Origin of the sequence: Methylacidiphilum caldifontis, from assembly GCF_017310505.1 — a bacterium.
Classification (GTDB): domain Bacteria; phylum Verrucomicrobiota; class Verrucomicrobiia; order Methylacidiphilales; family Methylacidiphilaceae; genus Methylacidiphilum; species Methylacidiphilum caldifontis.
The window spans coordinates 517,606-538,582 of record NZ_CP065957.1; the positions used below are offsets into that span (position 1 = coordinate 517,606).

The window sequence follows — 20,977 nt, forward strand, 5'->3', positions numbered from 1 at the left end:
AGTTAAAACCAAATATTTTTTTAAAATCCTTATTCATTTTTTTACATCATAAAATAAACTCTTTTCCTTTCACTTGTTAGGCAAATAGAATATTCATGAGAAAACTGAAGAAAAAATTCGATATAAGAATAGCAATGGAAGAGTAAACCATGGCCTGCGTAGCCGCAACGCCTACTCCTTCGGCACTGAGCTGGCAATTAAGCCCCCTGTAGCAACTAATCAACACGATTAATCCGCCAAAAAACATCCCTTTTATTTCTCCCATCCATACGTCATCCAGTGAAGTAAACCGGATCGTATTTTCCCAGTAATAAGCCGGCTCTACTCCAAGCAAGGGAACTGAAACTAGGTAGCCGCAAAGAATCCCTATGCCAGAAGTAATAGCTACCAACAAGGGCATGGATACAACCAAGCCAAGGAACCTGGGTACGATTAAATATTGGGTTACGTACACCCCAAGGGATCTTAAAGCATCGATCTGCTCAGTCACTTTCATCGTGGATATTTCTGCAGCCATAGCTGAACCGACCCGACCAGAGACCATCAAGGCACAAAGGACAGGTCCTAACTCCCTTAACATTGCCAAGGTAACCACAGGTCCTGTCGCTGAACTCATCCCTAGTTTACCAAAATGGAATTGAACCTGGGCAGCAAAAACCGCCCCAGTGAAAGCTCCCGTTATAACAACAATGATCTGGGATTTTGCTCCAATCGATAAGATTTGCGTTAAAAAGAGCTTCCATCGCAAAGGGAAAGAAAAGAAAGAATAGAGAGTGTCCAACAAAAGGAAAAAGATCTCACCCGTTGCCTTAAAGAACTTGGTACATAGGCTTCCTAACCGATAAATCAAAACTATCCTCCTTTTGCTAAAAAGCAAAATGTGCTTTCTTTTGTTAATAAAGAAAAAAAACAAATTCTAAAAAATAAAAAGAAAAATCTTATTCACTCTTTTCCCAAGATAAATAAGATAGATTGACTTATACTCGAAATTTTTAATTTTTAAAAGCCAAAAGCACCCGTAGCTCAGAGGATAGAGCAGCGGATTTCTAATCCGTTGGTCGCGTGTTCGAATCACGCCGGGTGCGCCAAATAAAAAGCTAGTAAAAAACACAAAAATCAAGATTTACTCAAGAAAGACAAGCAAAAAGGGCAGTCTATAAGAAATACTTATCCATACCCAAAAATACTTAATAATACTCCAAAATTACGCACATATTGAACAAGAAAAAACACATTCGATGTATAATCTCTTTAAAGATTGGATGAAGCTTTTCAGCCCTTTTCACTGCTTATCTATTCTACCTCCAGCGACTTGAGAAAACAATAAATGCGACTATGCTTCTATCCAAAGGATGAAAAAGGAAAGAGATGCCGTGAAGCCTGTCTTTCCTTGATGAATCAGCGTTCCAAGATAGGTTTCGTAAAATGCTCTGTGGCGAACTTTTTTTGAGTTGCTAATAGGAGATTAATGCAGACTACTGGGAAAACTTTCCCCTGATTGATTTTCGCAAAGGAATTTCAGAAGCAATTTAAATAAAGGCAAGAGAGGGAAGACTGAAATAAGTCTTCCCCCTCCCCTCCTCCCTGAAACGCTCGATTATTTTTGATATCAATTTATAGAGCTCGATCTTTTTCTATTTAATATCCTTGTTTTTTTTCTCGCTCTTACCCTTTTTTATATCTAATCTTTAAGCTCATTCCTATTATATTTATTTATAAGGAAAGATTATGCAAAAATATTTCATCCAAAGCATAAGAAAAACTTATCCCTCAGGCAACTGCCGACTTTCGATAAGGGCTGATTGTAGACTTCGTCAGGATACTTTTATACCCATTCTATCTCATATTCAGTATGTTCAGTTAGAGTTTTGGATTCAAGAGCCTCTACTTGCTTGGCTTCTCTCTTCAAAATCCAATGGAACCCGACCATTTTCACGATTGAGTCTATAATTTCAACTTGCGCCCTGATTGCTGCCACAGAAGATTTTCCAGTTGCTTTGAGCATTCTTTTTTCTTCTTCGAGCTCCAAGTAGGCTTTTTGATATGCTCCAATGCAACCTGTCTTTAATGCGTTCCACTCATCAGCGCCAATTTCTTCGTTGGCTTCCCTTAAGTATGAATCGACAACAGCGGTTGATAGTCCAATTTCCCTGCTGATGTCTTCATACGAATAGCCCAGAAAGCTCAATGCGAGCACTTTAGCCCTTCGCCGCTTGTATTCGGTTAGTCTAGTATCATTCTTGTTTTCTTTCTTTTTCGCCATGATTTAATTTCCCGAAAAGGTGCCTTTTTGGGAAAGTCCGCTCCTCCCGATCGGAGGGGAACGCCAAAAAGAAAGACCGCCTCCGCTTCCCTAAATGGGAAAGTTGGCTTGAAAGGGGCGAGAATCCTCCCCAAGATCCCGGTTGTGGAAAAGCCTCTTCCTCCGCGGCGGCGTCCCAACCGCGAGGCGCGCACCCGGGAGTATCTCACCCCTCCCGAGGCCGAAGGGCTCATCGAGGCCGCCGGAAAGGCGGGCTGGAACGGCCCCCGGGATGCGGCGCTCCTCCTTTTGGCCTATCGGCATGGCCTCCGGGTGTCGGAGCTCGTTTGCCTGCGGTGGGAACAGGTCGATTTGACCGCCGCCCTGCTGCACGTCCGCCGAGCGAAGAACGGGATCTCGGCGACGCATCCGCTGCGCGGACGGGAGCTGAGGGTGTTCAGCATCGCTGGATCGGGATCGACGCCAGTCGCGCGAGCGCCACGTGATGATGCTGCGCACGTGATCATTCTATCGCCGCAGCCGAAATCTAGAACTCGGGCGTCCTTAAGCTCGCCTATCAGCTCAAGAATCAGGCGTTACTCGATCATCTCCGTCATGGCACCGAGCGAGGTCGCCCGCCAGGTCTCATAGGCTGCCGGACCAATCGTCGTCGGTTTTTCCGCGGTACTCATGTGATTAGCTAGCGCAAGTTATCGACCGCTGCCTCGATCTTCTCCGTCGTCGTGAAGCGCCCAAGGCTAAAACGGATCGCACCCAAGCCGGGTTCCGGAGCAATGCCCATCGTTCGGAAGAGCAGAGGGAGGACGACCTGGCGAAATGTCAGGCTGATACGGTCGAGGTGGCAACCGTCGGCATGCGTGTGAGGATGTTGGTGCCGTTGCGGCCGACGAACGAGACGTTGAGCGTGTTGGGGAGGCGCTTCTCCAGGTGGCCGTTGAGGGTCACGCGATTAGCGAACACGGTGCGAAGACGCTCCCAGAAAAGGTCACGCAAGCGTTGCACCTCGAGCATACCAATCCACGCATGATCGATTTCGCAGGCTTGGCCGAGTGCAGTAGTCAATGAGGTGCTCTCCGTGCCCGCCCGCGGTTTGGCCTCGTGGCCTGCGCCATGCAGGAGCGGTTCGAGTTGTACGTTCTGTCGGAGGTAAAGCACGCCGAGACCTTTGGGTGCGTAAAGTTTGCGTCCAGCTACCGAAAGCAAGTCCACGCCGAATTCCGAAACTTTTGCCAAAATTATCCCCACCGACCGTGCGGCGTCGGTGTGAAACAGTACAGCCGGATGTTCGATTGGATTTGTGATAATGTGATTGCCTTTCCGGTGTAACGAGAAAAACCCTTCTGTGATCGCCTGGTTGTAGGCCTCCGTGTCGCCACCGGTGAAAATGATTTCCTGCGCCGTACAGCCGAGCGACGCGGCGACTTGACTACGGGCTTTCTCAACTGGCCGTTTCGCCGGCGCGCCCACCCAATGCAGACTCGGTGAATTGCCGTAGTGTCCGCTCAAAAACGGGCATATCGCGTCGACCACTTCCGGCGCAATCGGCGTGCTTGCGTTGTAGTCCAGGTAAACGTTTGTCATGGCGACGTTCAGCCATTTCGAACGAAACGGAAGTAGCTGAATTTTTGTTCCGTATTCCACGGCGTGATGTGCGTTTCGTCCACCTGCTCAAGCAACCGAAATTCTTCGCCCAGCGCCGCGCGAATAGCGGGAGCATCATAGCGGACCACGTCGAGTCCGCTGCATTTCACCGGGCCGTCAACGGCGAATGTGGCGATGATTACGTGGCCGTCCGGCGTCAGGGTTCGACGCAAGGTCTCGACATATTTTTGCCGGTCATCTTTGTGGGTCAAAAAGTGGAAAAGGGCCCGGTCGTGCCAGAGGTGGAATCGGCGCGGCGGATAAAACTCCGTGACATCGGCCTCGAACCACTCGACCAAGCCGGCCCGCACACCAAGGCGCTTTCGGGCGCAGGCCAGCGCCGCGGCCGAGATGTCCAGCACCGCTGGCTTCGCGAAGCCCGCGTCAAGCAGGAAATCCACGAGCACAGACGCGCCGCCGCCTACGTCAATGACGCCCGCGTCTTTGCCGACGCCGGTCGCCTCGATGAGGTTGAGCGATAGCGCTGGCCGTTTTTGAAACCAGCTCACGTCGTCGGTCGCTTTGGTTTGATAAACCGTTTCCCAATGTTGTTTCTTAATCATAATTGTTTAGGGCCATTCACTTGACTCAACTATGCACAACATCTTGCGGTCGCACCAGTTGTTCGCAGGTCGTCGAGGCAATCTGGACGGCGTGTCGTGCGAGTCGGAAGAAGGGCTTTCCGCAGGAGGCCGATTTCCGGCGGTTGAAGCGAAAAACGCTTCTTCGCTATTTCAAGTGGGTAACGCAGGGAGATCGAGCCTGAGCTTTCATCGGGATTCTGTACCTTCGCTGAGTATACGGAGATAGCGCGGGTAAGCAAAAATGCGTCCAGTTTTGGGAGCGCCGAAACTCCTCCGGGGCTTTTTTGCTTCCCCGCCCTTGGGATAATAGGATGCCGTGCATTTCCCGAATCAGTCGATTGGAGAGGGGGAAGTTTTCTTGCAGGCGCTTCAATCCATGCTCCAGGGCAGCCACATAATTGGAAACTTCCACCACGTCGTCCAGGGGAGCCCCAGGCGCTTCCTTCAGCTCGAAGAGCAAAAGGTCGGAAATGGAGGCCTGGGTGCCTTCGATCTGGAAGGAGAGAAGCGCCTCCCGCTGTTTTTTCGTTGACGTGATTCATCGGATCCTCCCTTTGCCGAGAGATCGGCTGCCGGTTCCGGAAACGGCTTTCCGTGCCCATGAGCCCCGTTCCCGTTCTTGAAAAACCGATCCATCCTCCTTCGCCTTGACGGGAGATTGACTTCATGTTTGTTTTATATTACATCAAAATTCATTAATTTCAAACTTTATTAACTTCTAAATAAATGGAGTTTCCGAGATGTTCTTCAAACAACGCTCGACAAAGGAAGCGACGCTCTCCTATTTCTACGGGTGCGGCGGTCTCGGACAGGAGGTGGCGGTGGATGTCGTGGAAGGGGAGAAGAGTGGTTCCTGCATGAGGCCGAAAAGGCGGGGTCCGGCTGGCTTGGGTCATCGATACGCATGTCCATGCCGACCACCTCTCGGGAAGACTCAGGCTGGCCGAGAAGACAGGGGCCTTCTACGGCCTCACGAAAGCGCGCAGAGGCATGTGCGATATTCTTTCCGCCCCCTGAAGGATAATGAAATTCTTCAGACGGGGAATGTTCTGACCCGTATCCTCCACACCCCTGGCCATACCTCCGACAGCCTTCACAAAAGACTTCTGGCTCTTCCCGACGACGTTGCGATCTATCCGGGCCACACCTCGGGAAGCTTCTCTGCTGCCGGGATCTCCGGAAAACCCTCCTCGACGATCGGGTTCGACAAGCGATTCAACCCCTTTCTGACCCTCGGAGACCGGAAGGAATTCATCGCCAGACTGAAGGCCGACATTCCCGACAAACCCGCCGGATTCGAGAGGATTGTCGCGATCAATCTTGGACATCAACCGGCATCCGGTTCCCTTTGAGGAGGACACATCCTCGTATGGATACTGCTCGCTTCATTCTTGTCGCCGAAATGTTTTCGGCCCTGTCGCATCCCAAGCGCCTCGAGATCATCAGTCACATCGGGTGGGGGGAGCGGGGCTCGGGCGAGTTGGCCGAACTGACCAGGCCCTCGAAGGCCAACGTCTCCCAGCACCTCAATGTGCTCAAGGCCCGTGCCTTGGTTTATTGCGAAAAGGTCGGGACCTCCTGCCGGTATCGGGTGACCAGCCCCAAAGTGCTCGAGGTCTGCGACCTCATTCGTCAGATCGTCCTCGACCAGATGGAGACCGACTCCGAAAGACGAAAGAGCCTGACGGAGATCCTGCCCTTCTCCCGGGAGCGGAAAGGGGGAGCGTGACTCCGCAATCCGCGCCTCCCTACCGCCGGGGAATCCGGATCAACCGGGGCCAGTTCCTCCACCACATTCTCCAGGTCTTTTTCGTGGGCCTCGTCATCGGAATGGAACGAACCGTCCTTCCCTCGATGTCGGGGGATTTTGGCGTGGCAAAGGGCTCCTTTCTGTTCCTTCTCTCCTTCGTGCTTTCTTTCGGCCTGGTCAAGGGAATGCTGAACTTTGTCGCCGGAAGCTTGGCCGACCGGTTCGGGCGAAAGCGCGTCCTGGTGGCGGGATGGCTCGCCGGACTTCCCATCCCCTTCCTCGTTCTCGAGGCCCGCAACTGGTGGTGGATCGTGGCGGCCAATGTCTTCCTGGGAGTCAACCAGGGGTTCGCCTGGTCCATGACCATAATGAGCAATCTGGACATCACCCGGCCCCAGGAGCGGGGACTGGCGACCGGCGCGAACGAAAGCGCCGGATACCTCGCCATGGGCGTAGCGGGAGTCGCAACCGGCTACCTGTCCGTCAGGTTCGGCCCCCGGTTGGCCCTTTTCGGCTTTGGCCTAGCCGTCGTCCTGGCCGCTCTGGCTATGGCCGTTCTCTTCGTCCGGGAGACGCTTCCCTGGGCTCGGGCGGAGTACGACGAACACAAAGAGGGGAGCTTTTCCGGCCCCCGGCCGCGATTCCCTCGGGGCGTTCCGGACCACCCCGGGGCCAAAGAAATCTTTCTCCTGTGCTCCTTCCGCCATCCCACCTTCCGGGCCCTATCCCAGGCGGGAGTTGCCAACAAGATTGCGGACACCTTGGTCTGGGGACTTTTTCCCGTCTTTTTCTGGAGTCGGGGACTGTCCCTCACCGAAATCGGATGGCTGACCGGCCTCTATGCCATGGCATGGGGGGTCGCCCAGACGGCGACGGGGCATCTCTCCGACATCGTTGGGAGAAAGAAGCCCATCGTGGGAGGGCTCTGGTGCCTGGGCGGTGGGATCGTCGGCGTCGTCTTGTCCCAAAACCTGTTTCTCTGGGGATTCTTCGCCTGCGTCATGGGGATCGGAATGGCCCTTCTCTACCCCACTCTCGGGGCCGCGGTCGCGGACATTTCCCCTCCCGCCTGGCGCGGACGGGCCGTGGGCACCTACCGCTACTGGCGCGACTCGGGATACGCAGTCGGGGCCGTCCTTCTGGGCCTTCTCGCCCAATGGAAACAGGATACGGAGATCGCCTTCTGGACGACTGCGGTCCTCCTTGGCCTGTCGGGGCTCTGGGTGGCGACCGGTTCGGAGGAGACCCATCCCGGACTGAATCCGGCCGACGAATCGGGATCAGATGGATGAACAAACAGCCCCTGACAACAGGAAAGAAAAAATTTCTTATCCGGACGATCGCATTTTGTGGAGCCTTTCTTGCCAGTCTCGCGGGAACGGCCCCCTGGCGGGCACCGGAGGACCGACTGGTGCCCCAGCCTCCGAAGCGTGACGGCCTCGGCATCCCCCGCGAAAGGAGGAGCAGGACCAGAGAAGTCCCTCTCCCTCAACGGACCGGACACCCTCGCCGCCTACAAGCATTCCTGGAATCCCATGACGGCCGGTCCGGACCTCGTCTCTTACGCCGATACCCTCCCGGAGGGAGTCTTCAACGTCCGGTTCTTCTTCTACATCCGCTTCACCTAGCTGAACTTCCGAAACTCTAATATATAAGTTATTGCAGCAGAACGAGATAACATTTTTATTCTGCCTACATAACCCACTTGGGCGGATGAGCAAACAGCGGTAGTAGGTCGAGTTTTTGAAGCAATGCGTTGAGCTCTGTAGGGATCCGGGATAAAAGCCAGGTCACAGGCTTTCCCTTGCTAGAGAGTTGGACCAAGCGGATTGATTGCAAGCGGCGGAGCACTTTGGGAACTTCTTCGGTAAAACCCTTCGCTACCCACTGTAGTTCCGAGCCGGGCGCTAATCCAGAAGGCCAAGAAGCAGAGCCTTATATGGTTACGAACCCGGTCCGGTCGCCAGTGATAGACCGGACGAATTTCCATGTAGCCCTTGAGCTCGCAAAAGGCTGACTCAACCTCTGCAAGCCTCTTGTAGTGCGTGAGGACTTGCTGATCCGAAGCTTTTGTCGAGGGGAGGTTAGTCTCCAAAAGATACCAACCATCGATCGCCTCTTCTTCCTTAACCCGCTCCAAATCGAGCTTCCACCAGAACCGGCCTTTGGCGTCAACCCCGTACCGAAAGTATTTATGCGCTTGGATTCTCTGGAGCGCCCGGCCGACCCGGCTGCCAAGATTGACCGGATCCACTCCCTTCCGCATCGATCGTGCTATTTGGCGCAGCAGCTCTTCTCCTTGCTCGATCCGTCTCTGCCGCCGTTCCTTATCCCGTTGCGCTCGCCACTCCCCTCCGGCGATAACATAGCGAACTCCTTGGTATTCAATCTCCAGAACCCGAGTCCGATCCGTAAGCCAAAGCTGGCGATCTTCAGGAAGGCTTCCGATAATCTCCTGCAGCTTTGCTTGAGTTGCTCGTGTCACATACTGGAGTTCCAGACCCGTCAATATCTCCAGGTTCCACTGGCTCTTCATCCCCCCGTCGAAGACAAAGGTCGCTTCCTGGATCCCAAACCTTCGTCGCAGGGTAACCAAAAGCCCCGTCAGGGTCGTATTATCCGCCCGGTTCCCTCGAAGCACCTCCACGTGAATTGGAATGCCCCGACTATCCGTAGCGACGGCAAGAAGAACCTGCAGCCTATCCTGCCGATGATCCCTGCTGTAGCCATATTGGGCCAAGCCAGCTGGACCATCCCCTTCAAAATATACACTGGATAGATCATAGAGCACCAGGCTTGCTCCAGCCGGTTGAGATTCCTCGTAGAGCTTCTTCTCAATCCCGCTCCAAAGCCACCCGAGTCCATCCATCGCTTGGTAGAGATCTTCCTCCTCCAGGTCATCCTCCTCTAACCCACAAGCCTTGGCCAGGAGTGTCCCCCGGGCTTCCTCCCGCAGGGCAAGCTTGGATGAGGGAAAAAGAATCCGCCCGTAGATCATCGCCTTCAAAAGTTTCTGTTTCCGTTCCGATTTGACTCCGCCAAGAGCTTGATCCAAACCGAATCGTTGCCAAGCTTGCTCGAGGACTGCCAAGCCCCCGTAATCCAAAGCATCCGGGGCTTCCCACTCCTCCAGGGGAACAAGCTTCTTCCCCTGCAAGATTGCCCTGACCGCATCCCTGACTTCTTCAGGCATCCGAGTCAGATTAGCCAGGATCCTTGTCTTGACCTGTTTGCCCACTCGGTAGGACTCCCGGACAAGATAAGACCGATAGATCTTGCCGTTTTGGTAGGTACGCACCTCCTGCAAATACATGCCTACAGTATATAAAAATATGAGAAAATAATCAACAAAAATAATTCACATTTATTCACATATTACGTCCTACATTATTGACCCTAAGTCCTTTGTCTACCTAAATATCGATCAAAATCATAAGGAAGATCGGTTAACTTCGCCTTCTTCTGTTTGCTGAACCACGACCCAGTCTGGATAGTAGAAACCGATGGCACTACTTGGTTTAATATAGTCTACTCGAAATTGTGTATTCGATTCACCTTGCTCTGTTGTAGCCAAGGATGCAAAGCGTAGGACATCTGGGGCATCATCAAGGAATTCTGCAAAGTGCAGTTCAAAATCGTTGTATGTTGCAACATAATTAAATATTGTCTTCCGTGCAACAAGCGGCGGCAGGTTGCGTCGCCAAATGAAGGACTTCGTTTCTGAAAGTCTAAAGTTAGCGCGCTCGAACTCGATTGGGCGACGGATGATCGTCAGTTCTCCAATCTTTTGAGCTAGGTATTTTGCGATGCATTCCTGCATTTCTGGAAACGAAAGATACTTTCGAATTCTTTCTTCTCTTTCCAGATCTTCTACCACCTGTCCGAAACACCTGGTTGTGATATATGAGCTAACGATTGGAAAGAGCTTTGCAAAGTAAGAAGTAAGCTTTGCTTGTTGACACACCTTGTTAGTAATGGAACTGAGGAGAGCTTGAACTGGTGGAAATTCGCCAACTCCAACATCCACTTCGTGAACCTGTGTTTGTGTAGTTGCGAACTCCATTTTCAGCTTCATCCGGAAACTATCTCCAAGATTCTCCAGATCAGAGATCGGCTTCAGATCAGCGATGTTTAGTTGGGATAGGTTAGGGATGTGATGCACAAGGCTTGGTTTAGTTATGGGAATAGCAATATGATAGGCCATACGCTCTTGAATAGGTTCAATGATGACCGGATTTGGTGGATCTGTCTTTGTCGTTGTAATACCTACACCTTCGGCTTCTAGCTGATCCTGCAAAACCTTGAGTAAGTTTGGTGTACCAAGCCCCTCCAAGGTCTGCATGCGATCTGAGCTTACCAGTGGCATCAGGCGAAGACCTCGGCCTATGACCTGTTCGGGCAGTATCTTAGATTTGGCGGTAAAGGGACGCAATCCGAGTATTACAGTCACATTACGCACATCCCAGCCTTCCCTGAGCATCATGACGCTTATTATAACTTTAATGTTATTGTTATCGATGTCTCGTGCAGCTTCGCGTGCTTTATCCAGGTCCTTCTTGGTGATTTCTCCCTGTTGATCAGTATGTATGACCAGAATTTCGGATTCCTTGAATCCAAATTCTTTGGTTTTCAAAAGATAGTCTCCCAGAATATTAGCATGAGCGTTTTTTTCCGTAACAATGAAAAGCACGGGTTTAATACCTAGTTTCTTTTTATAAATATCCCAGTGCTCTTTCCACCGTTCCACCGCTGCCCTTATCCAGTAGCCATATTTCTCCCCAATGTTTTCGTTAGTTATATGGTCTGGATCTTTTATTTTTATGGGTAGCTTTGGATCATCTTCTTTTGTTACGATGAGTGGAGCTTTGACAATCCTATCCTCTACCGCTTGCGCGAGGGGGTAGTCGCAAACCGTCCAAGGAAAGTACATTCCTTTCTGGTCTTTTGGAGTAGCCGAGAAATCAAGCCAAAGGGCAAGGCCTTTTGGTAGACTGCTATTGATATTCAAGAGCGTCTGACTCCATGCCAAGTTTTCGTCATGAACGTGATGTGCCTCATCATTTATAACCACAAGATCACTTAGCGACTTAATCTGCTCTAACGTCGTCCGCTGGCTGGTAGTGGCTTGATTCAGATTGGGCTTCTTACCAAGCAAAGCCTCGATAGCATTTTGTGGAGTCCATTCTTTTTGTTGCAAATCATACAGTTTTTGGGTATTAGTGAGAAATAAGTTGCCATAAGCAGCTGGTTCGTTTACATCTTCACGAAGTATTACTTTTAACTCGAATGGTCTCCATTTAGGAGGAACAAGAGGAAGCTGCCAGAAAATTTGATTGTTGGCGAAATCCTTTTCTAACCGTTGATAAACGATAACATTAGGTGCAACAATGAGGAAGTTATTTGAGAGATCAGATGAAGGGATGAACTTCTTATGGAAGTAACACCAAACAATTGCCATTGCCATTACCCAGGTCTTGCCCGAGCCTGTTGCCAATTTAAAAGCGAAACGACGAAGTTTCTCCGGTGGAAGATCTTGAATCCCCTCTGTTTTAAGTTCGGGCACATAGCGTCTAATTTGTCGCTTCCCATCCATGGTAGTTTGAAAGGCTATGTTGTATATGAATAAATCCTCCTTGCATTTGGTTGCGTACTCTTGAATCAGTTTTTGGATATCCCGAACGCCTACTATCTCTAAGAGCCAGACTAAAGTCTCGATAGCCTCGCGTTGACAGAAGTAGTACCGAAAGGGACTGTTAAAACCAGGAACATCATGATCCTCTTCGAACCAGTATTCGAAAAGTCGCTGAGTCACGCAGGAAGCACCAGGGTAACCTTGATCCCGCCATGCATCGACCTGTTCGCGTATTCTTGGTACAAGTAGTAATCGACTACCTCTCCGACCATCAGCCCCGCGCCAGCCTGTAGGTGAGGTATCATCCTTGACTAGGTGTTGCGTGGGTTTTTCCCATGGTCGACGACCAGGAATCTCCGGAAGGTCCTTATCGTAGGAAATGATAGCCTTAGCCATAACTAGATTACCTCCACGTCGAAAGCTTGTGTGGTGTCATTACCAAAGATGTCGATCACTTTAACTAAGATCCGGTACTTGCCAGGCTTATCGTAGGTATGTTTATCGGAAATGAGGAGAAGCTTACGATCCTTTCGAGTCCGGTAGGCAACCCAGCCCTGCATAAAAGTATCGTTCTGGAAATTCCAGTCTATAGCCCAGTAGTCGATGTAATCAGACCATTTCTTGATCTTACATAACACATCTTTGGGAATGAGATCCGCATTAGGCGAAACAAAGTTCGTGAGCTCAACTTGAACAGTCAGCTTTTCAAGATTAATAATATTAGCCTCGAAGTACGCTAGCTCGAAGAATCGGATATCCCCTTTCTCCACTGCTTGCGTCTCCATTATCTCCCGAGGTATCTGAAAAAGTAAGAGCTTCACGCCTTTTTGTCTGGCGATCTCATGCATTCGTCCCCCCTTCCGTATATTATTGTTTGGACCTGCAAGACCCATTTCCCATTCCCAGCCCAGCACATGTAGCTCGGTTTGCTTTAAAGCTACGCATTCATCAAGCGCCGAGTTGATTTCCTCAATAGTTACCGGTGCTTCCACGGATCCAATATGAACCATAGCATTGCCTTTCTTTCCATGAATATGGCTTTTTCCTATTATGGGCTGAGCGCCATAGATTTTAAGGATGAATGTAATATATTAATAGAAGCGGCGTTCAGTTTCAGCCTTGTCCTCCATGTCACCAAAGGTCACTCCCTGCCAGTACTGGCGCTCGTATTTGCCGAGATTCAAGATTTCGAAAGGCTTACAGTTTTGGATAGAAAGCAAACGTTTGCGGGTCACATGGATCGCCCATCGGCTTAAGTCACAACCTATCCAGCGTCGGCCGAGTTTCTCAGCGACAGCAAGGGTGGTTCCTGATCCACAGAAGAAATCAGCGACAAGGTCGCCTTCAGCAGAGCACATCTTGACTATTCGCGTGAGAAGACCTTCTGGTTTTTGCGTCTCAAATCCAAGTGCTTCGTGACTATGAGCACCTAGGTAGCGAACTTCTTCATCATCCCAAATACTCTGAACATGGTGGTAGTTATGCTCGTCCAAGTACTGCTTATAGCGTACGGCTCCGCCATCGCTGATCACGATTAACCCTTTACGCCAAGCCTCATCAATGCGCTCTTGGCTCCACAGCCAGTGCCTGCCTGGTGGTGGAGCGATAATTTTATCTCCGAAGCGCCTGGCGGGTCCTGAACCCTTAGCGTTTAAAGAGACAAGTTGGTAGATGCGTCCGTCTTTTTCTTTATCACGGTAGAACTGTTTTGATGTATTCTGCACGGAGAGGTTGGCCAGGCTGTGTAAAAAAATAGTTCTCTGTTCTGACAAACCACAGAATCACATCATGAATCCTCCCACAACCTCTGCGATCACCATGGGCCGTAACTCGCCTCCAAATTATTTCGTTCACAAAACGCTCGGTCCCAAACAGCTCATCCATTATTATCTTTATGTAGGGGCTTACCCGATCATCAAGGTGAATAAGTATGTTCCCCTTTTCCGATAGAAGGTTTCGCATAACAATGAGGCGTTGGTACATTATTGATAAATATGAACTTAATCCTTGACCCCACGTATCCCGATATGCCTTCTCCTCTATGATCGATTGCTCTTTAAAAACCTCATCACCACAATCTCCAATCTCTGTCGTAAATGAGAAATCAGCCCCCGTTGCAAATGGCGGGTCGATGTAGATGAGATCAATCTTTCCTGCAAATTTCTCCAAAAGAGCCCCCATCACCAACAGATTATCTCCCCAGATTAGCTTGTTCCGCCAGCCTTTTTCAAATGTTTCTCCTTCCTTGTTTTCCCATATATCCAGGAATGTCTGCTGGATACCATTCTTCCGTGACTCACGTGTAGCTCGACTTTCGTTAATGCGTTCGATAACCTGAAATGGCAGATTCAGGCGGGGAACCTCCTTCAATGTGCAATCATCATCATATTTTCCGGGCCATACCAGTTCTGTCTTTTTGATCTCAATCTTTGCCATACAACATTCCTCCTTCACCTATTAAAATTCAACGTGCCTCCTGCTGACTTCGTCCAACCAATCATGCCATATCGATGTTTATTAAGCCTTGTTTTATGCAGTAATGTCGCATGTCGCATTCATTACACACTTTACGATCGGGTATCCTGAGCACTCGAAAGTCGCATTTCTGAATCTTCTTAACAACTTCATCGAAGCGCTTAGCTGCATCAGATACTTTTTCCGGACGATATGGAATTTCCATCAATGCATTATGCTTACTGGACTCGGCAGTCCAATATAGTAATAGTCTTTCAGGTCGCATCCCGTATCGTTGTTCAAGGATATGAGCATACATACAGAGCTGATCTTCATAGGCAGCTAAAAGTATTGGATCGTTACTACGCTCGGAGGTCTTAAAATCGAGTATTTCCAATTTCCCGTCGTTTCCCATGAGAAGGTCAACCTTCCCTGTTAGGATGTAATCATCCTCCTCAAGGGAAACATCAACTTCAGTTTGGATTACTCGTCGCATCTCCTCTTGATTCTGACGGAAATAATTCATCACTTGATTAAAGGCAATATCTTTTTCTGATGCTCCGATAGAACGCGACTCTCTTATTGATAGAAATCGATATGTGCGTTCGAATAATTCTCGAATCCGGGATTCATTAAGGGTATCTAAGCCACCATCAAGTACAATGCGGTGAATTTCTTCAATAGTTTGGTGTACAAGGAGTCCGAAAAATATTCCTCCAGAACGGGAAGGAATAAAATTATATTTACGAAAGAACTGATACTGTCGAGGACACGTCTCATAGACCCTAAGATCACCTGAGAAACTGTATGTGCGTTTAGCTGGTTTGCGCTCGTGCATCTTGAAACGCTGCTTTACAAGTAGCTCTTTCTGCACATAAGGCCATTGAGGCAGTCCCTGCCAGATTGATGCGAAATATTCTTTGGGCTGTTTATGAGCAGTAAGTACTAACAATTTCTGAGCCCTTGAGAAGGCTACGTAGAAGAGTCGCATCCGGTCAAAAATAGTTATACGATTTTCAGGCTCAAAGCTTTGCCGGCGGTAGAAAGGTCCTAATATTTTATCAATTTGCTTGGGACTTTGGAGTTGTACATCAAGCGAAACAACCACAACCACTGGGAACTCAAGACCTTTGGCCTGATGGATAGTCATTACCTGGACGTATCCTTCTGGTATAGGATAGTCTGGATCCTCGTACTCGTTGATGCCTCCATCGTAGAGAAGACGAAGGAAGCTGTTAAAAAGGTCCAGCCGGAGTTTTTCACGGTTATGGTAGGTAATAACCTTATAGTGGTAGTAAGTCTGGAAAGTATTTAGAAGCTGCGAGAATATTGCGAGGTTCCGGGCTGCATTTTCGTTTTTGACCGCAGTGGCGAAAGGCTCTAAGGAGAGCAAACGATAAAGATAGTCCGTGGGGCGAGTGTCGAGCGTCTCCCATTTATTTAGAGCATATATCTCGGAATTCCAGGCTTGAAGAGCTTCGGTAAGAACACGATTTGTCGCAAATCGATGTGCTAGACCAACGCTTGCCTTATCTACATAGCTGGCAAGGTTTGCAACAGATCCAACACTTTACCTCGTGCATCATCATGCCAACCAAAGATAATTGCAAAGCAAGCAACAAGATCACGAATCTCTTGATTTTCAAAATAAGCCCTAGCTCTCGGACAGAAGGCCGGGATATTATACTTAGCCAACTCCTTAAGGTATGCCCCGCTGTACTCTTGTCGAACGGTATGGAGAAGAAGTGCCACTTGGCTGTAATCTTCTATTATTTGATTTTCTTTTAGCCATACAACTAGATCTGCAAATCGACGCACCTCGTCATGTAGATCTCGCCCCCAGATTGAGAACACAGCAGGATAATCTGGATGCTCCGCGGTTGGATCTGCCAGAATCTTTTTGTTGTAACGATATGATGGACCATTTGGATTTGACCAGTCGACTGATTTCATCCATCGATCGTAGCGTTCCACTATGTAACGATGAGAACGATAGTTCGTCTCCAACTTGACTATTTTGCAGTTTGACATGCGTTGTGGAAATTCAAGGATATTTTGTACAGAAGCACCACGAAAGCGGTAGAGACTCTGATCTTCGTCACCGACGACGAAAAGATTCTTCGTATTCTCGGTGAGCTTGATCAAAATTTGTTCTTGGACATAATTTGTATCCTGATATTCATCTACAATGACGTACTTGGTCTTAGTCTTCACATCCTCCATGAGAGTAGGATCGCATAGGAGGTTGTAGATGATCTTCTGAAGATGTGCGAAATCGAGGCGGTTGTCTCGGAAAAGCGCTTTTTGATAGGTGAGGTATGACTCACCGATACTTTGTAGGAAAGGGTTGGATGATGTAAGCAATGTCTCAGGATTGATCAATTCTTCAGAGATCTTATTAAAGTAGCGACGAAGCTCCCCGATGGTGGTCTAGCGACTCTTCCAGCAACCAAAATAAAGATCATTTAGGTTTTGTCCAACAATCTCGTCAAAATGTTCAGACAAAAAGAGAAGCTGTGTGAGTTCATCGAGTACTTCATAGTTGTGGCCAATTGGAGTCCGATGCCGATACCGTTGTAACAAATGGTTACACAAACCATGAATGGTAGAAACTGTCAGTTCTGAGAGGTCTTCATTATATCCTATCTTCTTAGCAGCGGCCGCTATCCTATCCCGCATCTCGAAGGCAGCCTTTTCAGTAAATGTGCAGAGGATCACTTCACTAGGGGTGGCCTGTTCGAGAACAAGGAGATTTAAAGTCTGGAGGATGATGCTGAATGTCTTTCCAGAGCCCGGACCCGCTACCACAAGCAGAGGACCAGTCATATGCCCAATGACTGACCGTTGTGCATCATTCAGACATGGAAAACAATTAAGAATAGTTGGGTGGATCGTCATAAAAGCCCTGTCTTTTAAAACTAGTGGCATCTACCGAAATGATCAGATGGTCAATAACCTTGATATTCAAAGCCTTTGTGGTACAGATTTTAGCGACGAGGCCATTCTCCTTTGACTTGTACTTCACTACAAAATCCTTGAACAATTATTCTAGAATTAGGATGGTTGAATTTTTTTGCGAGTCTCTTAATTCGTTTATCCTCAAGATGTGCATATAAGTATTGCTCTGAATTCGCTGCCAATACTTTATTTACAGACCAGGCATCCTCATTGAAAACTTCCAAAATATCTGGAACCTGATCATACCACGTCATTAAAAGGGCTCGATACGAAGAAAGAGGAAAAATGATTTCTATATTTTCATTTAAAAAACCTCTATTATTTGCTCTAGTGAATTTTGGATCCAATATTTTTATTACTGGGTTGTCAGAGGTAATAAAAAACCCGTGAATAGCATTGACAACCGACCATTTCATGCAGTCAAAGATCTTGGCTATCTCAATTAAATTCGTAAAGACCGGCAACAGCATATTTTTTTTTGGAACATGAATAGTAAGCCATGATGGGTTTTCGAGTAATTTGTATAGGTATTCGCGATCCTCTTTATTGAATTTATCTCCAGTCTTTTCTTCTATTCTGTTAATTAGTGTATCAAACGCTTCAGGAATTGTTCTGTAAGTATCGATCAATATCTGCGCTAATATTCTATGGATTTCGGCGACAAAACAACGCATACTTTGTGTTCGCAAGACCATCAATGCTAGAAACAAACTAAAATCGAAGCGTTCTTGAGTGCCTTCAGTCGGTAAAACCCCACGGAGTAGATTCTCATAGATGGGAGCGGCATCGCTTTCAACTCTCGAAAAGAACTTTTCAATATCATTGAGCCTTTTACCATCTTTATTTTTAATAGAATAGTAATCTTTCACACATGCTGTGTTTTCCGGTAGAGAAGACCACACGTCTCCTGATTTTGAATCATAGGTCCAAATATGACCTTGAGGTTTTTTACCTACAAAGTGCTTGAGGTAAAAGACTGGCACGAAATGATGATATTTTGGTTCTGACATGAAAATTCTTTTAATATTTATCAAACTTTAAATAATTATCTCTTTAGATCAATTTGATAAATAGGAAAAGTTTTGATAAGGTTTTTTCTCGATTAACTTAACTTTTGAAATTTTTAGATATAAGGTTTTGCGGTGGAGGATATTGTCTTTTTTTTTCCTGCTTACATGACCTAGATATGCAGATGCAAGAAATGCAAAAGAAGTTTGAGTTTTTGAAGCAAGGCTTTGACTTTAAAAGAATCTTTGAAGAATTTTTTACATGTCTTTTCTTAACAGATTTAATTGCTTAATATTTCGTTCATATTAACTGAACTTCAAAACTTTGAGATATAAATGTTGAAGCAGAACTTCATAACATTTTTGTTCTGTCTACAGGGCCCACTTTATGGATGATCGAACAGCGGAAGCAGATCGAGTTTTTGAAGCAACGGGTTGAGCGCTGTAGGGATCCGGGATAAAAGCCAAGTTACAGGCTTTCCCTTGGTATAGAGTTGGACCAAGCGGATTGATTGCAAGCGGCGGAGCACTTTGGGAACTTCTTCGGTAAAACCCTTCTCTACCCATTCTGCTCCCAGCCGTGCACTAATCCAAAAGGCCAAGAAACAGAGTCTTATGTGGTTACGAACCCGGTCCGGCCGCCAGTGATAGACCGGACGGATTTTCAAAGTGTCCTCTTTGCTTCTTCCCGCAAGGCAAACTGGGATGAGGGAAAAACGTAGATCATCGCCTTCAAAAGTTTCCGTTTTCGTTCCGATTTGACTCCGCCAAGAGCTTGATCCAAACCGAATCGTTGCCAAGCTTGCTCGAGGACTGCCAAGCCCCCGTAATCCAAAGCATCCGGGGCTTCCCACTCCTCCAAGGGAACAAGCTTCTTCCCCTACAAGATTGCCCTGACCGCATCCCGGACTTCTTCGGGCATCCGAGTTAGATTGGCTAAAATCCTCGTCTTGACCTGTTTGCCCACTCGGTAGGACTCCCGGACGAGATAGGACCGATAGATCTTGCCTTTCTGGTAGGTACGAACCTCCTGCAAGTACATGCCTACAGTATGTCAAAAGACAATAAAATAATCAATAAAAAATAATTCACATTTATTCACATATTACGACCTACATTGTTGGCCCTAAGTGCTTTGTCTGCCTAAATTCTGCTCAAAATTATAAGGAAGATCGGCTAATTCTCCTCGGCTTGTGAAACCTATTCTGGTAGGTTGGCTTGTCCACGAATGGGCTACTGACCAGAAACGGACACCAGCCGAAAAAAGCTTAGCAAATCGCTTTTTCGGCCTTGTTTAAAATCTGAATAGCCTGAGAATCAGAGGACTGTAAAGATGCGGTGGAATGTTTCTTTAATCTTCTAAAACAGTTGTAGTAAATAGATTGGTACATGGATTATTCCAGCAGAATCACAGTAAATGTTTCATGTTCGATTGCAAATGTTGCTAGTCGTGTTAAAAAATATTGCCAAGTTTTCATGCATTAACTTCCTTTTTAAATTAAATTCTATTTCTTTTTTTAGTATTAAAAAAAATCTAAAAATCTAAAAAACATTGTTGGTCTTGTGCTATTCATATACGAGAGCTCAATTAACATTTAAATAAAATCGGGCTGTATTCCTAGCAAGATAATGAATATTTTTAGCTTTATCCATATATATCACCATTACAAAGTTTATAAGTACTGGGTATGGCTCTATGTGTATCATTCGGTAAAATAATCAGAGTCAATTTTTTTAATCTCGTATGCAGAAACAGGCAATACTCCTACATTGTAATCAATCATCAAATGGGCAAGTTTTTCGCCATCAATAAGAATAATTTTTAGATCGATATGCGAAGCGTACTCTTCTGCTTCTTTCGAAAAGGAAGATGTCGTAATAAATATCCCCTTTTTTGCTCTCTGTCCATGCAAAGCTCCAGCAAACTTTTGAATTTCGGGTCTACCTACCATACCATTCCATCGTTTTGCCTGTATGTAGATAACATCAAGCCCAAGCTTGTCTTCCTTAATTATTCCATCGATGCCCTCATCACCGCTGCGTCCCAATGCACTGCCTGCGTCTTGCCGCGAGCCACCATATCCCATTTTCACGAGCAAATCGATAACAAGTCGTTCAAAAAAAACTGGTGAACATGATTTGACGGTCTGGAGTAGCTCATCTGCAAGATTTTGTCTAACTTTCTGGTAAGCAGCCTCAAGAGCTTCTGTGGGGGTTTCTGATATAGGCTCGCTGGATTGATCTTTAGCAGGCTTCCGATGCGAGCGAAATTCAACGAATTCCGGATACTGACTTAAAAAGGATATGTCTATTTTAGGAGGATTTTTCTCAAGAGCATCGAGTCCTCTCTGCGTAATGCGAAAGTAGCCGCGGCGAGGAGAATCAAGAAGGCCAGCTTTGGTCATATATGTGCGAGCCCAACTAACGCGATTATCGAATATCGGTTGAGTTCCACTTGGAAGCAGCTGTTTCTTTTCGGCTTCGGTTAGTCCAAATTCCGACGACAACATTTCAATCGCTTCTCGAATTGTATGTTCTTGACGATCACCAGCAAAACGCAGCAAAGGAAGAAATACCGAAAGAAAATCTGGGATAGGCATAATCGTTGTTAGGCACTCAGCCCTTGATAGTAGAATTGAAAAAGGATTTGGTATTCGTGATTGCGAAAGCTTACATAAAGTAAAGCTA

15 protein-coding genes, 1 tRNA gene and 7 pseudogenes are annotated in these 20,977 nt (G+C 47.5%); 5 read left to right on the plus strand and 18 right to left on the minus strand.

The genetic code is table 11. From position 1 onward, the window contains the following. Positions 1-76: 76 nt before the first annotated feature. Positions 77-850 (minus strand): MlaE family ABC transporter permease, encoded by a 774-nt coding sequence (locus IT6_RS02470; RefSeq protein WP_206827402.1) that lies wholly within the window; start codon positions 848-850, stop codon positions 77-79. 162 nt (positions 851-1,012) lie between these two features. Here IT6_RS02470 and IT6_RS02475 point away from each other — a divergent pair. After that, positions 1,013-1,088: transfer RNA gene (locus IT6_RS02475), tRNA-Arg, on the plus strand. A gap of 737 nt (positions 1,089-1,825) precedes the next feature. Here the strand turns inward: IT6_RS02475 and IT6_RS02480 are convergent. Beyond that, positions 1,826-2,263 carry a hypothetical protein gene (locus IT6_RS02480; protein WP_206827410.1) on the minus strand — a complete coding sequence of 146 codons (438 nt, stop codon included), beginning with the start codon at positions 2,261-2,263 and terminating at the stop codon, positions 1,826-1,828. Between the two features lie 144 nt (positions 2,264-2,407). Here IT6_RS02480 and IT6_RS10590 point away from each other — a divergent pair. Beyond that, positions 2,408-2,635, plus strand: a pseudogene (locus tag IT6_RS10590) (tyrosine-type recombinase/integrase); the annotation flags it as partial. On the opposite strand, the gene IT6_RS10595 reads toward IT6_RS10590, so the two are convergent. The 4 genes and pseudogenes from IT6_RS10595 to IT6_RS10600 all read right to left on the minus strand — a co-directional run. Continuing rightward, complete coding sequence (locus IT6_RS10595; protein WP_390881583.1) at positions 2,557-2,769, minus strand: hypothetical protein; 213 nt, start codon at positions 2,767-2,769, stop codon at positions 2,557-2,559. The pseudogene IT6_RS10590 and the gene IT6_RS10595 overlap by 79 nt on opposite strands. Positions 2,770-2,942: 173 nt before the next feature. After that, positions 2,943-3,844: pseudogene (locus IT6_RS02490) on the minus strand (cysteine desulfurase family protein). A gap of 8 nt (positions 3,845-3,852) precedes the next feature. After that, positions 3,853-4,467 (minus strand): class I SAM-dependent methyltransferase, encoded by a 615-nt coding sequence (locus tag IT6_RS02495; protein ID WP_206827424.1) that lies wholly within the window; start codon positions 4,465-4,467, stop codon positions 3,853-3,855. A 264-nt stretch (positions 4,468-4,731) separates the two neighbouring features. Further along, positions 4,732-5,008 (minus strand): annotated as a pseudogene (locus IT6_RS10600) (Fic/DOC family N-terminal domain-containing protein); the annotation flags it as partial. A 220-nt stretch (positions 5,009-5,228) separates the two neighbouring features. Between IT6_RS10600 and IT6_RS10605 the strand changes: the two are divergent. The 3 genes and pseudogenes from IT6_RS10605 to IT6_RS02515 all read left to right on the plus strand — a co-directional run bounded on the left by IT6_RS10605 (position 5,229) and on the right by IT6_RS02515 (position 7,530). After that, positions 5,229-5,840, plus strand: a pseudogene (locus tag IT6_RS10605) (MBL fold metallo-hydrolase). A gap of 17 nt (positions 5,841-5,857) precedes the next feature. Continuing rightward, positions 5,858-6,217, plus strand: coding sequence for an ArsR/SmtB family transcription factor (locus tag IT6_RS02510; RefSeq protein ID WP_206827428.1), 360 nt, complete (start codon positions 5,858-5,860; stop codon positions 6,215-6,217). Next, positions 6,214-7,530, plus strand: coding sequence for an MFS transporter (locus IT6_RS02515; protein ID WP_390881566.1), 1,317 nt, complete (start codon positions 6,214-6,216; stop codon positions 7,528-7,530). The genes IT6_RS02510 and IT6_RS02515 overlap by 4 nt, the downstream gene beginning before the upstream one ends. Before the next feature lie 400 nt (positions 7,531-7,930). On the opposite strand, the pseudogene IT6_RS02520 reads toward IT6_RS02515, so the two are convergent. From IT6_RS02520 to IT6_RS02580, 12 genes and pseudogenes are all read right to left on the minus strand, one after another. After that, positions 7,931-9,551 (minus strand): annotated as a pseudogene (locus IT6_RS02520) (IS1634 family transposase). Positions 9,552-9,668: 117 nt separating this feature from the next. Then, positions 9,669-12,266, minus strand: a complete 2,598-nt coding sequence (locus IT6_RS02525) for a DEAD/DEAH box helicase (protein WP_206827449.1) — start codon at positions 12,264-12,266, stop codon at positions 9,669-9,671. A 2-nt stretch (positions 12,267-12,268) separates the two neighbouring features. Then, positions 12,269-12,691, minus strand: coding sequence for a hypothetical protein (locus IT6_RS02530; RefSeq protein WP_206827451.1), 423 nt, complete (start codon positions 12,689-12,691; stop codon positions 12,269-12,271). Between the two features lie 270 nt (positions 12,692-12,961). Beyond that, positions 12,962-13,594 (minus strand): DNA methyltransferase, encoded by a 633-nt coding sequence (locus IT6_RS02535; RefSeq protein ID WP_206827453.1) that lies wholly within the window; start codon positions 13,592-13,594, stop codon positions 12,962-12,964. After that, positions 13,563-14,306 carry a DNA methyltransferase gene (locus IT6_RS02540; protein ID WP_206827456.1) on the minus strand — a complete coding sequence of 248 codons (744 nt, stop codon included), beginning with the start codon at positions 14,304-14,306 and terminating at the stop codon, positions 13,563-13,565. The genes IT6_RS02535 and IT6_RS02540 overlap by 32 nt, the downstream gene beginning before the upstream one ends. 61 nt (positions 14,307-14,367) lie before the next feature. Then, positions 14,368-15,717: a RecB family exonuclease gene (locus IT6_RS02545; protein ID WP_206827458.1), complete on the minus strand. Its 1,350-nt coding sequence runs from the start codon at positions 15,715-15,717 to the stop codon at positions 14,368-14,370. A 140-nt stretch (positions 15,718-15,857) separates the two neighbouring features. Beyond that, positions 15,858-16,355, minus strand: a complete 498-nt coding sequence (locus IT6_RS10410) for a 3'-5' exonuclease (protein ID WP_315861706.1) — start codon at positions 16,353-16,355, stop codon at positions 15,858-15,860. Positions 16,356-16,415: 60 nt separating this feature from the next. Next, positions 16,416-17,252 (minus strand): annotated as a pseudogene (locus IT6_RS10415) (UvrD-helicase domain-containing protein); the annotation flags it as partial. Positions 17,253-17,311: 59 nt separating this feature from the next. Further along, on the minus strand, positions 17,312-18,292 hold the full coding sequence (locus IT6_RS02560; RefSeq protein WP_206827464.1) for a DUF4238 domain-containing protein: 981 nt from the start codon (positions 18,290-18,292) through the stop codon (positions 17,312-17,314). 383 nt (positions 18,293-18,675) lie between these two features. Next, a complete protein-coding gene (locus IT6_RS02565) occupies positions 18,676-18,957 on the minus strand; it encodes a hypothetical protein (protein WP_206827466.1) in 282 nt (93 codons plus the stop codon). Continuing rightward, positions 18,957-19,331: pseudogene (locus IT6_RS10710) on the minus strand (IS1634 family transposase); the annotation flags it as partial. The gene IT6_RS02565 and the pseudogene IT6_RS10710, both read right to left, overlap by 1 nt. 661 nt (positions 19,332-19,992) lie before the next feature. Further along, positions 19,993-20,889 (minus strand): restriction endonuclease, encoded by an 897-nt coding sequence (locus IT6_RS02580; protein ID WP_206827472.1) that lies wholly within the window; start codon positions 20,887-20,889, stop codon positions 19,993-19,995. Positions 20,890-20,977: the final 88 nt, after the last annotated feature.